This is a genomic window from Nocardioides sp. (genome assembly GCF_036405735.1).
Lineage (GTDB): Bacteria > Actinomycetota > Actinomycetes > Propionibacteriales > Nocardioidaceae > Nocardioides.
The window spans coordinates 1-12,169 of sequence record NZ_DASWXC010000076.1 but is presented as its reverse complement, the minus strand read 5'-3'; the positions used below and the strand labels follow the sequence as shown (position 1 = coordinate 12,169).

Sequence of the window (12,169 nt, the reverse complement as noted above, 5' to 3'; positions counted from 1 at the left end):
TAGCGACGTGCCGCCTCAGCCTGGGTGATGCCCTCGGTCTCGATCGCGGTGATGACCAGCCTCGCCTTCGACACCCGCCAGCATCGAGTTTCCTATGTCTTGAGACATGGGTTTCCGATGTGCTGAGCCAGGACACTGTCAGCCCGACCGATGGAGCCGGCTCTGACCCGCGTCGCGGGTCAGGGCCGTTCCTGTTCCTGACGCGGGAGTACCATCGCTCGATGGTCGTCGGCTCGCCTGTGCCCCGCAGCGCGCGACCGACCCCGACCGACGCGTTCCGGCTCGCCCGTCGAACGTGGCTGCGCGGGGACCGGCTGGACATGTCGGCCCTGGCGAGCGAGCTGGGGATCGGACGGGTCACGCTCTACCGCTGGTTCGGGAGTCGGGAGCAACTGCTGGTCGAGGTCGTGTGGAGTGCCGCCGACCGGCTGCTCCGGCAGGTCGACGAGCAGGTCGACGAGCAGGCCGGGAGCGTCGGGAGCGAGCGCGTGGTGGCCGTCGTGGGCGGGTTCCTCGAGGGAGTGATCGCCAGCCCCGCGATGCGGGCCTGGATCGACCACGAGGGTGAGGCCGTCATGCGGCTGTTGACCCGCCGCCAGCCGGGCTTCCAGCCCCGTCTGACCGCCGCGATCGCTGCGCTGCTCGAGCGCGAGCGGTCGCGGGGCCAGTGGGAGCTTCCTGCCGAGGTGTCCGAGGTGGCCTACGTGATCGTGCGCCTGATCGAGTCCTACACCTACCTCGACCTGATCACCGGCGAGACGCCCGACGCCGAGCGGGCCATGCCCATCCTTCGGATGCTGCTGCGCTGAGGGGCGGCGGCCGACAGGTCGACCACCGCCCCTCCGCTTCGGCGTCAGTACGGGCAGGTGGAGCGGTACTCCTCGAACTCGGTGTTGGGGGTCGTCGGCGCCGGGCAGAGGAACTGCGCATACCGGGTGTCGTTGTCCACGAACCGCTTCAGCCAGGCGACCGACAGCCGCGACGTCGGGGCGTTGGCCGTGTTGGTGGCACTGTGGCTCGCCTGGTTCAGCTCGGCGTACGCCTTCTGCAGCGTGGCCGGCAGGCTCTCGTAGAACGGCTCGGCGTGGCTGGCCACGGGGGCGATGCTGTCGCGCTCGGCGCCGATGATCAGCGAGGGCGTCGAGACCTCCGGCCACGTCTTGTCCGTGTGCCAGGGCGTCAGCGGGACGGCCGCCTGCAGGGCGGGACGGGTCTTGGCGGCCTCGAGCGAGCCGCCACCGCCCATCGAGTGGCCCATCACCGCGAGGCGGCTGGCGTCGACCCGGCCCTTCACGGCGCTGGAGCCGGTCAGGTAGTCGAGCGCGGCCAGCAACTGGGTTCCGCGCGCGGCCGGCTGGTCGTAGGGCGAGTTGGTGTTGAAGGTGATGACCACGAACCCATGGGAGGAGAGGCGAGGCCCGAACCAGCTGATCGCCGACTGGGTCTCGGTGTAGCCGGGCGAGATCGCGACGCCGCCGAACGTCCCCTGGCTGGTGTCCGTGGGGTAGTAGATGGTCGCGGCGCCGAAGCCGGGGGTGCTCGCGTCGGCGACGGTGTACGACGTGTAGGCGAACGGGCCGGTCGTCTCCAGTGCGGACGCGGTCGGATCCGGGCCGCGCCGGTACTCGGTCTCCGCAGCGGAGGCCGTCGGCATCGCGACGACGGAGAGGCCGAACAGCAGGGCCGAGAGCCATGACACGAAGGACAAGCGGGTGGGTCTGGACAAGGTGACTCCTGACTACGGTCCGAGGACCGTCCCGATGAGACGGAGTGGTACACGATGGTGATCTGTACCATGCCGCTCGGTCCATCCCCGCGCAAGAGGTGGCCTGCCCGAAGCGCAGCAGCCGGTGTCAGGCGATGACGACCTCCGCGGGGGCCGGCCGCACGCCGAGGTACTCGTCGCGCAGCGCGGCCAGCTCGCCGACGGCCTCGAGGAAGCGCTCCGTGCTCTCCCCGACGCCGAGGTCGTCGAAGTAGTAGTGACGCATCGCCGCGCGAGCGATCCGGTGCTCGTCGTGCTCGAGCCGGTCGGCGATCAGGCGGGTCAGCTCGGGGAGCACGTCGCTGTCCACGACGTCCGCGCAGCGGCTGACGGGGACCTCGGTGCGCAGTCGCTCCGCGTCATGGTGCCGGTCGGTGATGAAGAGCGGCTTGTCGGTGCGCAGGTAGAGCCAGTCCAGCCCGACGGATGACACGTCGGTGATCATCGCGTCGCAGCCGGGCATGACGGCGAGGATGTCGCCCTGCGTCACGGCCACGTGACCGGCATCCGGGTCCCGGGAGGCCGCGCCGGCCACCAGGCCGAGGATCATCCGGTGGCCGTCGCGGATCGCGGGCGTCTGGCTGGTGGTGACCTTGGGGTGCGGCTTGTAGACCAGCCGCACGTCCGGCGCCGCCAGCACCGCGCGCACGATCGCCGGGCCGAAGACGTCGACGGAGGTGTAGTCGTTGTACTCGGCGTCGCCCTCCCACGTCGGGGCGTAGAGGACGGTACGACGGTCCGACTCCGCGATCACCGGCGCCGGACGCAGGTCCAGCTGCGGCCGGCCGATCCGCACGAGACGGCGCTCGTCGAGCTCCATCAGGCCGGCGTGGTGGCGCTGCACGGCCGCCTCGCCGGCGACGAACACCCGGTCGTAGGCCTTGGCGTTGTTGCTCACCATGCTCTGCTTGTCGCTCTCGCCATGGTTGATGTGAGCGTGCAGGATCCGGCCGTTGAGCAGCGACTGGAAGTTCCGCATGGAGTTGTTGCAGTAGAGGGCGACCTTCGGGTCCAGCCGCTCGTAGAGGTCGACGAGCGCCGGGAACGCCGGGGCCAGATGGACCGCGAGCCGGGTCCGGCTCCGGACGATCGCCGCGGTCTCGGGTTCGCGGAGAACCAGACCCACGGTGTGCGCCTCCTCGAGGCGCTCCAGGACGGGGAGCCACTGCAGGAGCTGGTAGACCCGAGTGGCGTCGTCGGCGAAGTAAGCAATGACGTCGACCTTCTGCACCGGCGGATTGTAAGTGCGGCCATGGGCGACAGAAGCATCGTCGTCGGCGACCGCGGGTACGCCGCAGGGACGTGCGATCCTGACGCCGTGGATGCCGAGGTCAGAGCTGGTGACAGACCTGGGACGTTCGCGCTGTGGCAGGACGGCGAACGGCAGTCCGAGGTCGACCTGGCGGACCCGACGCGGCTCACCTTCGACTACGCCAGGCGGCTCGCCGACGTGGTCGACCTGGCCGCGCCTCCCGGCGTACCGCTGCGGGTCGTGCACGTCGGAGGAGCGGCGATGATGCTGCCGCGCTACGTGAGCGCCACGCGGCCCCGCTCCTCGCAGATCGTGCTGGAGCCCGACGAGGCGGTGATCGCCCTGGTGCGCCGTGAGCTGCCGCTGCCCGCCCGCAGCGGGGTGCGCATCCGGCCGGTCGGTGGCCGCGAAGGTGTTGCCGCCCTGCGCGACCAGAGCGTCGACGTGGTCCTCCTCGACGCCTTCGCCGGAGCCGAGACGCCGCGTGGGCTGCTGACCCGTGAGTTCTTCGCCGACGTCGCCCGCGTGCTGGTCTCCGGCGGGCTGCTGGCCGCCAACCTCGCCGACACCGCGCCGTTCCCGGTGGTCCGGACGGCCGTGGCCGGCATCCGGGAGATCTTCCCCGACCTGCTGCTCGGCGCCGAGCCCGCGACGCTGAAGGCGCGTCGGCGAGGCAACGTGGTGGCCGTGGCGGGCGGTGCGGTGCCGTTGGAGGCGTTCCGCGCCCGCGCGTCGGCCCATGCCACGCCGTACCGGGTCTTCGACCAGCGCGGCGTCAGCGACTCCTTCGGTGGCGGCAGGGCGGCCAGCGAGGCGAGCCACCCGAGCGAGGCACGCGAGGTCGATGGGCGACCGGTAGAGTGAGCGTTCACGTTGTTTGAGCAAAGGACCTGTGACCCGGCCGATGGACGGCTATCGAAGTAGTCGGGGGAGCGATCCCCGATGACCCCTCTTCTCCTGCTCCTGCTCGCGCTGTTCCTCGTGGTCCTGTGCGGCATCTTCGTGGCGGCCGAGTTCGCGCTCGTCACGGTCGACCGGAACAAGGTCGACCAGGCGGCCGAGGCCGGCGACTCCGGCGCCCGTGGCGTCCAGCAGGCGCTGCGCCGGCTGTCGACCAACCTCTCCGGGGCCCAGGTCGGCATCACCGTCACCAATCTCGGCATCGGCTGGCTCGCCGAGCCGGCGGTCTCCGAGCTGATCCAGGGGCCGCTCGGCACCATGGGTGTGCCGGACGGCGCCGTGCCGGCGGTCGCGGTGACGATCGGCCTGGTGCTCTCCACGCTGCTGACGATGCTGATCGGCGAGCTCGTCCCGAAGAACTTCGCCCTCGCGCTGCCCCTGCAGACCGCACGGGCGACGCAGGGCGTGCTGCGGCTGTTCACCGCCGTCAACGCCGTCCCGATCCGCTTCCTCAACGGCACCGCCAACACGTTGGTACGCCGGCTCGGCATCGAGCCGCAGGAGGAGCTCCGCTCGGCGCGGAGCTCCTCGGAGCTGGCCTCGCTGATCCAGCGCAGCGCCGACGTGGGCACGCTCGACGCCGAGACCGCCTCCCTGGTGGAGCGCTCGGTGGAGTTCGGCACCCGCACCGCCGGCGAGATCATGACGCCCCGGGTGCGCACCCGCACGCTGGAGGTCGGCGACCGCGCCGAGGCGGTCATCGAGCTGACGCGTCGTACGGGCCACTCGCGCTTCCCCGTGCTCGACGAGCACGACAACGTCGTCGGGACCGTGCACGTCAAGCACGCCGTAGCGCTGCCGCTGCACGAGCGCGCGACCGTGCGGGTCAAGCACCTCATGGCCAAGCCGGTGGTCGTGCCGGACTCGCTGCGCCTGGACCCTCTGCTCGCCCTGCTGCGGGCCGAGAGCTTCCAGATGGCCGTCGTCCTCGACGAGTACGGCGGCCATGCCGGCATCGTCACGCTCGAGGACGTCATCGAGGAGATCGTGGGCGACATCGCCGACGAGCACGACTCCACCAGCGCCCAGGCCCGGCTACGCCGTGATGGCTCGTGGTCGCTCAGTGGCCTGCTGCGTCCCGACGAGGTCGAGGACCTGACCGGCGTGGCGCTGCCCGAGGACGAGGACTACGACACCATCGCCGGGCTCGTGATGCGCGTCCTGGGCCGCATCCCGCAGCGCGGCGACATCGCCGAGGTCCCGGTCCCGGACGCGGAGGTCCGCACCCAGGGCGGCGACGGCGGTCGCCCCCGGCAGCGGCTCGCGACGCTCACCGTCGAGCACATGGACGGGCTGCGCATCGACCGGCTCGCGCTGCGGCTGCCGAGCGAGCCCGACCCCGACCAGGGCAATGGACAGGGCAAGGGACAGGAGGCGACCGGTGAATGACGCCCTCGCGGTCGGCCTGACCGTCCTGCTCCTCGCGCTGAACGCGTTCTTCGTCGGCGCGGAGTTCGCGCTGGTCTCCGCGCGCCGCAGCCAGATCGAGCCGCTGGCCCAGCAGGGCTCGCGGATGGCCCGCACCACCTTGCGGGCGATGGAACACGTCACGCTCATGATGGCCGGCGCGCAGCTCGGCATCACGATCTGCTCGGTCCTGCTCGGTGCCGTCGGCGAGCCCGCCGTGGCGCACCTCATCGAGCCGGGCCTGGACCTGCTCCACGTGCCGCACGACCTGCTGCACCCCATCGCGTTCGTCATCGCCCTGGCGATCATCGTCGCGCTGCACGTCGTGCTGGGGGAGATGGTGCCGAAGAACATCACCCTGGCCGGACCCGACCGCGCGGCGCTCGTGCTCGGGCCGCCCATGCTCGCCGTCGTGACGGTGCTGCGCCCCGTGATCGTGGGGCTCAACGCGACCGCCAACGGCATCCTGCGACTGCTGCGGGTCGAGCCCAAGGACGAGGTGTCCTCGACGTACACCCTCGAGGAGGTGGCGGTCCTGGTCGAGGAGTCCCGTGGCGAGGGGCTGCTGGAGAGCGAGGAGTACGACCGGCTCGCCGGCGCGCTCGGGTTCACGGAGAAGACCGTGGCCGCCGTGCTCCTGCCTCGTGCCGAGCTCACCACGGTGGCCCGCGGCTCGACCAGCGCCGACGTCGAGGCCGTCTGCGCGGCGACCGGCTTCAGCCGGTTCCCCGTGGAGGACCGCGGCGAGCTGATCGGCTACCTCCACATCAAGGACGTGCTCGAGCCGGACGCCGAGCGCCGGCTGCGTCCCGTGGACGACAAGTGGATCCGGCCGTTCGCCTCCGTGCACCCCGACGACTCCCTCCACCTCGCGCTCGAGACGCTGCAGCGACGCGGCGCCCATCTGGCCCGCGTGGTCGACGTCGAGGGCACGACGCTCGGCGTCGCGGCGCTCGAGGACGTCATCGAGGAGCTGGTCGGCGAGATCCGCGACGCGGCACACGCGGAGGAATCCGTTCCCGGCCAGCCGGGGGGCTAGGGTTGGCTGCCGTGACCTCGACGGACGGAAGCGGAGCCGCGCAGCCGCGCAGCGACCGCGTCTGGACCGTTCCCAACCTGCTCAGCGCGCTGCGACTGGCCGGCGTCCCGCTCTTCCTCTGGCTGGTGCTCGGCCCGGAGGCCGACGCGTGGGCGCTCGGGGTGCTGGTCCTCTCCGGCATCACCGACTGGCTCGACGGCTTCCTCGCCCGCCGGTGGAACCAGATGTCGGTGCTCGGTCAGCTCCTCGACCCGGTCGCCGACCGGCTCTACCTGCTCGCGGTGGTCCTCGGACTCGCGATGCGCGAGATCGTCCCGTGGTGGGTGGCCGTGCTGCTGCCGCTGCGCGACGTGCTGCTGTGGGGGCTGGTGCCGCTGCTGCGCACCCGCGGGTTCAGCGCGCTCCCGGTCCACTTCATCGGCAAGGCCGCCACCTTCTGCCTGCTCTACGCCTTCCCGCTGCTCTTCCTGGGCGACGGCGAGGGGGTCGTGGCCACGCTGGCGCGGGTCTTCGGATGGGCGTTCGCCGTGTGGGGGATGGGGCTGTACTGGTGGGCGGGGCTGCTCTACGCCTGGCAGGTACGCCGGCTGCTGCTGACCACGCCACGGCGGACGCCCCGCCGCAACTCCGGCCCCCCGCAGCGTGGTGTCCGGAACGGCTGAGCCGGCGGCCGCGCGCACGCCGCTGCCGCCCCAGGTCACGACACCGCTGCTCACCCTCATCACGCAGCAGTCCCTGGACCAGGACTACCAGCACGTCGCCGAGCAGCGCCGCACCGGCCAGCGTCCCCCGTCGACGGCCGGGCGCAGCCGGCTGACGGTCGTGGCGGTGGCGGTCTTCGGCCTGCTGGTCACCGTCGCCGCCGTGCAGACGGCCCGCAACGCCGACGTCGCCTCGGCCGGGCGCGAGCAGCTCATCACCCGGATCGAGAGCCGGAGCGAGACGGTGGCCGCCCTGCAGCGTGACATCGCCGCGCTGCGGGAGGCGAACGGCGCTGCCGAGACCCGCTACCGCTCGCTGCAGCGCCGGCTGCAGGACGTCGCGGCCGCCCGGGTCTCGCTGGCCCGGACGACCGGCTTCGCGGCGATCCGAGGCGAGGGCGTCAGGGCCGTGGTCGACGACGCACCCGACGGCGCCGGCAACGGCGTCGTCCGCGACGAGGACCTCGCGCTGCTCGTCAACGGGCTGTGGGTCGCCGGCGCCGACGGGATCGCCGTCAACGGGCAGCGGCTGACCGTGCTGAGCGCGCTGCGCAACTCGTTCCAGGTGGTGCGGGTCAACAACGTCTCGCTCTCGCCGCCGTACGTCGTGGAGGCCGTCGGCGACACCCGCACGCTGCAGGCATCGTTCGCCGAGACCGGCTCGGGTCTCCGGTTCCGTGATCTGACCCGCGACCTCGGGATGCCGTTCACCATGGAGAATGTCGACGAGCTCGAGCTGCCGGCAGCGCCGGCACGGATGCTCGCCGCCCGCAAGGCGCGACCGCTCGACGTGTCCAAGCCACTCACCACCCAGGAGGACCACCCGTGATCGCCGCTCTCGGCTTGCTCGTCGGCATCACGCTCGGCCTGATCCTCCAGCCCGACGTGCCGGCCGCCTTCGAGTACTACCTGCCCATCGCCGTCGTCGCGGCGCTCGACGCCGTCTTCGGCGGGCTCCGGGCCTATCTGGACGGCATCTTCGACGACAAGGTCTTCGTCGTCTCGTTCCTGAGCAACGTGGTCATCGCCGCGGGCATCGTCTACCTCGGCGACCAACTGGGCGTCGGCGGGCAGCTCTCCACCGGGGTCATCGTCGTCCTCGGCATCCGGATCTTCGCCAACGTCGCCGCGATCCGCCGGCACCTGTTCCATGCCTGAGACGCGCCAGCCCAGCCAGCCCCACGAGCCCGGCCCGCCCGCGGAGCCGGGGCGCGACCGGCTGTGGCGCGCGTTCCGCAAGCCCCGGCGCGGCCAGGCCGTGGTCGGACTCCTGCTGGCCCTGCTCGGCTTCGCCGCCGTCACCCAGGTGCGCACCGCGGACGACGACGCGTCCTACGCCGGGTACCGGGAGCAGGACCTCATCGACGTCCTCAACGGCCTGGCCGGCACCACGCAGCGCGCGCAGGCCGAGCTGCAGCGCCTCGAGCGGGCGCGCGACGACCTGCGCTCCGACACCCTCCAGCGCCAGGTCGCGCTCGAGGAGGCGCGGACCCAGGTCGACACCCTCAACATCCTGGCCGGCCGGGTGCCGGTCTCCGGCCCCGGCATCCGGGTGACGATCAGCGAGCGGACCTCGGAGGTGAGCGTCGACGCGTTCATCGACCTGGTCCAGGAGCTGCGCTCCATCGGCGCCGAGGCGATCGAGGTCAACGACGAGGTGCGGCTGGTCGCCCAGTCGGCGTTCGACGAGGGGGAGGGCGGCCTCCTCATCCACGGCCGGCTCGTCGAGCCGCCGTACGTCGTGGAGGCGATCGGCGAGCCCGCGACGCTCGCCGGTGCGGTGACGTTCGCCCGCGGCCCCCAGGACGCCTTCGAGAACGATGGCGCGACGGTCCGGGTGGAGGAGCTCACCACCGTGCGGATCCGCAGCATCGCCGGAGAGGACGGAGCCGCCGGCGCGGGCCCGTCGTCCGGTGGCGACGGCGGCCAGTAGTGTTTTCCGCGACCGCCCCGCGAGCCTGAGGAGACCTGCGTGTACCCCGACGACCTGAGCTACACCACCGAGCACGAGTGGGTCCGCAACCCCGGCGAGCAGACGGGCGCGGTGCGCGTCGGCATCAGCCACTACGCGCAGGACGCGCTCGGCGACATCGTCTACGTCTCCCTCCCGGAGGTCGGGTCGACCATCACGGCCGGGGAGACCTGCGGCGAGCTGGAGTCGACCAAGTCGGTGAGCGATCTGTACGCCCCGGTGTCCGGCGAGGTCGTCGCCCGCAACGAGGCGCTCGACGCCACCCCCGAGCTGGTCAACACCGACCCGTACGGCGGCGGCTGGCTGTTCGAGGTCGTCCCCTCCGACGCCGACCAGCTCACCGGTCTCCTCGACAGCGCGGGCTACCAGGCGACGCTGGAGGGCTGAGCCCGTCCCGGAGGGTCCCGATCCACGTTGGCCGGGCTGTGCCGGGCTGATAGGTTCGGCGCAACAGTCAATCTCCGGCTGAGGGTAAGGAGCATCGATGCCGTTCTGCACCGCGTGTGGCACCCAGAACCCCGACGGCGCCCGGTTCTGCTCCCAGTGCGGCGCCCGTCTGGTGCCGGCTGACGCCCCGAACGACGTCACGGCGACGATCCAGATCGCGGACCCGCGCAGCGAGACCTCCGACCGGCTGCTGAACCCGGTCGACGCCGCCGCGGTCGACGCCCTGCCGGCGGGGCACGCCCTGCTCGTCGTGCAGCGTGGCCCCGGGTCCGGCAGCCGGTTCCTGCTCGACCAGGACCTGGTGCGCGCGGGCCGGCACCCCGACAGCGACATCTTCCTCGACGACGTGACCGTCTCTCGCCGGCACGCGGAGTTCGGTCGCGAGGGCGACACCTTCACCGTCTCCGACGCCGGCAGCCTCAACGGCACCTACGTCAACCGCGACCGCATCGACCACGTCGCTCTCAAGGACGGCGACGAGGTGCAGATCGGCAAGTTCCGGCTGGTGTTCTACGCCGGCCACGAGAGCTGAGCCCGTGGCGCCGAACCGGCTCCCCGAGCACGCCGACACGGCCCGTGCGTCGGGCACCGAGCAGCAGCGCTACAACATCGGCGAGGTGCTGGACCTGCTGCGGCAGGACTTCGACGCGATCACCATCCCCAAGATCCGCTTCCTGGAGGACCAGGGACTGGTCAAGCCGGAGCGCACGCCGGCGGGCTACCGCAAGTTCCGTGACGCCGACGTGGAGCGGCTGCGCTACATCCTGCGGATGCAGCGCGACCACTACCTGCCGCTCAAGGTGATCGGGGAGCACCTCGACGCGATGGACCGGGGACTGGAGCCGCCGCCGGTGGAGCCGGTGGTCCCGACCGTGCCGCAGGTCGCGCTGGCCGCCGACGGCGTCCCGAGCCCGGAGTCGTTCTCCCGCCGCGACAACGTCCGGCTCTCCCGCAAGGAGCTGCTGAAGATCGCCGCGGTGAGCGAGGACCTGCTCGCCGAGCTGGAGCAGTTCGGCCTGATCACCGCTCAGCGCACCGGTCACTACGACAGCGACGCGCTCGTGATCGCGCAGACGGCGCGTGAGCTGGCCGACTTCGGCCTCGAGCCGCGCCACCTGCGCGGGATGAAGGCGGCCGTCGACCGGGAGGTCGGGCTGGTCAAGCAGATCGTCGAGCCGCACCGGCGGGCGAACGACGCCGCCGCGCAGGCCCGGGCCGAGCAGCTCGCCAGTGAGATCGCCGCGCTGGCCGTGCGGCTGCACGCGACGCTCGTCAAGGCCGGTCTGCGCCGGCCGTGAGACGCCCCACCTCGCCCCGCCGCGCGGTCGGCGGGTGCGGTGGTGGCCTTCGGTGCCGGGAGTAGGCTGGCAACGTGCGAGAAGTCGATGTCATGGGCGTGCGGGTCGAGATGCCGTCGAACCAGCCCCTCGTGCTGCTGCGCGAGGTGACCGGCGAGCGCTACCTGCCGATCTGGATCGGCGCGGTGGAGGCGACCGCCATCGCGTTCGCCCAGCAGGGCGTGGTGCCGCCGCGACCGCTCACGCACGATCTGATGAAGGACGTGCTGGGCGCTCTCGGCACCGAGCTGTCGGAGGTGCGGATCACCGATGTCCGCGACGGCGTTTTCTTCGCGACGCTGGTCTTCGACTCCGGCGTCGAGGTGAGCGCCCGACCCTCGGACTCCATCGCGCTGGCGCTGCGCACCGGCAGCCGGATCCTGTGCGCCGAGTCGGTGCTCGACGAGGCCGGGCTCGCCGTACCCGCCGAGCAGGAGGACGAGGTCGAGAAGTTCCGTGAGTTCCTCGACCAGGTCTCCCCGGAGGACTTCGACGCGCACTGAGCGGACCGCCGACCCGGGACCTCAGCCTCAAGTTGAGGTTGAAGGTTGCGACACGCCGGGGAGTTCTTTGACCGCGGCGGTCGGCGGGCCTACCTTGAAGTGTCTCTGCTGTAACTCCACCGTTGATCTTCGGATCGCGGACTTCCCCAGTCGGGGTTACGCTCAGCGGAGTAGACGACGGAGGAACCCGTGAACGAGAAGGAGCAGGAGGTCGGCGCCGACCTCGCAGCGCGAGAGGCGACCCAGGCCGCGGCCGAGCAGGGTCTCCTCTTCACTGACGATGTCTCGCCCCTGCCCAGCGACACCGGCTACCGCGGGCCCACGGCCTGTAACGCGGCCGGCATCACCTACCGGCAGCTGGACTACTGGGCGCGCACCGGCCTGGTCGAGCCGAGCGTGCGGGGAGCCACCGGCTCCGGCACCCAGCGGCTCTACTCGTTCCGCGACATCCTCATCCTGAAGGTCATCAAGCGCCTCCTGGACGCCGGCATCTCGCTGCAGCAGATCCGCACGGCCGTCCAGCACCTGCGCGAGCGCGGCACCGACGACCTCACCCGCGTGACGCTGATGAGCGACGGTGCCTCGGTCTACGAGTGCACCAGCAACGACGAGGTGATCGACCTCCTGCAGGGCGGCCAGGGCGTGTTCGGCATCGCCATCGGCGGCGTGTGGCGCGAGATCGAGGGCACGCTCTCGGAGCTGCCCAGCGAGCGCACCGCCGAGGACGGCGAGTCCGGGTCCACCGGGTCCTCCCTGGGCGACGAGCTCGCCGCGCGCCGCGCTGCC

Annotated in this window: 15 protein-coding genes; 13 read left to right on the top strand and 2 right to left on the bottom strand. The window is 71.7% G+C overall.

Annotation, left to right across the window (positions count from 1 at the left end):
- Positions 1 to 221: 221 nt before the first annotated feature.
- Complete coding sequence (locus tag VGE38_RS12495) at positions 222 to 809, top strand: TetR/AcrR family transcriptional regulator (protein ID WP_331142874.1); 588 nt, start codon at positions 222 to 224, stop codon at positions 807 to 809.
- A gap of 44 nt (positions 810 to 853) precedes the next feature.
- On the opposite strand, the gene VGE38_RS12490 is transcribed toward VGE38_RS12495, so the two are convergent.
- Both VGE38_RS12490 and VGE38_RS12485 read right to left on the bottom strand, forming a co-directional pair.
- Positions 854 to 1,699, bottom strand: a complete 846-nt coding sequence (locus VGE38_RS12490; protein WP_331142875.1) for a poly(ethylene terephthalate) hydrolase family protein — start codon at positions 1,697 to 1,699, stop codon at positions 854 to 856.
- 154 nt (positions 1,700 to 1,853) lie between these two features.
- Positions 1,854 to 2,996, bottom strand: a complete 1,143-nt coding sequence (locus VGE38_RS12485; RefSeq protein ID WP_331142873.1) for a CDP-glycerol glycerophosphotransferase family protein — start codon at positions 2,994 to 2,996, stop codon at positions 1,854 to 1,856.
- Between the two features lie 21 nt (positions 2,997 to 3,017).
- Between VGE38_RS12485 and VGE38_RS12480 the strand changes: the two genes are divergently transcribed.
- The 12 genes from VGE38_RS12480 to VGE38_RS12425 form a co-directional block, all read left to right on the top strand.
- The gene (locus VGE38_RS12480; RefSeq protein WP_331142872.1) at positions 3,018 to 3,881 is read left to right on the top strand and encodes a spermidine synthase; all 864 of its coding nucleotides are present in this window, start codon (positions 3,018 to 3,020) and stop codon (positions 3,879 to 3,881) included.
- 78 nt (positions 3,882 to 3,959) lie between these two features.
- Positions 3,960 to 5,366 (top strand): hemolysin family protein, encoded by a 1,407-nt coding sequence (locus VGE38_RS12475; RefSeq protein WP_331142871.1) that lies wholly within the window; start codon positions 3,960 to 3,962, stop codon positions 5,364 to 5,366.
- Entirely contained in the window at positions 5,359 to 6,423 is a 1,065-nt protein-coding gene (locus tag VGE38_RS12470) for a hemolysin family protein (protein ID WP_331142870.1), read from the top strand. Before VGE38_RS12475 ends, VGE38_RS12470 begins: the two co-directional genes overlap by 8 nt.
- An 11-nt stretch (positions 6,424 to 6,434) precedes the next feature.
- Positions 6,435 to 7,085, top strand: coding sequence for a cardiolipin synthase ClsA (clsA, locus tag VGE38_RS12465; RefSeq protein WP_331142869.1), 651 nt, complete (start codon positions 6,435 to 6,437; stop codon positions 7,083 to 7,085).
- A complete protein-coding gene (locus tag VGE38_RS12460) occupies positions 7,069 to 7,953 on the top strand; it encodes a DUF881 domain-containing protein (protein WP_331142868.1) in 885 nt (294 codons plus the stop codon). Before clsA ends, VGE38_RS12460 begins: the two co-directional genes overlap by 17 nt.
- Entirely contained in the window at positions 7,950 to 8,282 is a 333-nt protein-coding gene (locus tag VGE38_RS12455; protein WP_331142867.1) for a small basic family protein, read from the top strand. The genes VGE38_RS12460 and VGE38_RS12455 overlap by 4 nt, the downstream gene beginning before the upstream one ends.
- On the top strand, positions 8,275 to 9,057 hold the full coding sequence (locus tag VGE38_RS12450) for a DUF881 domain-containing protein (protein ID WP_331142866.1): 783 nt from the start codon (positions 8,275 to 8,277) through the stop codon (positions 9,055 to 9,057). Before VGE38_RS12455 ends, VGE38_RS12450 begins: the two co-directional genes overlap by 8 nt.
- A 39-nt stretch (positions 9,058 to 9,096) precedes the next feature.
- Positions 9,097 to 9,483 (top strand): glycine cleavage system protein GcvH, encoded by a 387-nt coding sequence (gcvH, locus tag VGE38_RS12445; protein ID WP_331142865.1) that lies wholly within the window; start codon positions 9,097 to 9,099, stop codon positions 9,481 to 9,483.
- Between the two features lie 97 nt (positions 9,484 to 9,580).
- A complete protein-coding gene (locus tag VGE38_RS12440; RefSeq protein WP_331142864.1) occupies positions 9,581 to 10,075 on the top strand; it encodes a zinc-ribbon and FHA domain-containing protein in 495 nt (164 codons plus the stop codon).
- A 4-nt stretch (positions 10,076 to 10,079) separates the two neighbouring features.
- Complete coding sequence (gene ftsR, locus VGE38_RS12435) at positions 10,080 to 10,841, top strand: transcriptional regulator FtsR (protein ID WP_331142863.1); 762 nt, start codon at positions 10,080 to 10,082, stop codon at positions 10,839 to 10,841.
- Positions 10,842 to 10,915: 74 nt separating this feature from the next.
- The gene (locus tag VGE38_RS12430) at positions 10,916 to 11,383 is read left to right on the top strand and encodes a bifunctional nuclease domain-containing protein (RefSeq protein ID WP_331142862.1); all 468 of its coding nucleotides are present in this window, start codon (positions 10,916 to 10,918) and stop codon (positions 11,381 to 11,383) included.
- Between the two features lie 189 nt (positions 11,384 to 11,572).
- Positions 11,573 to 12,169 (top strand): MerR family transcriptional regulator (locus VGE38_RS12425; RefSeq protein ID WP_331142861.1); only part of this gene is annotated, 597 nt, incomplete at its 3' end.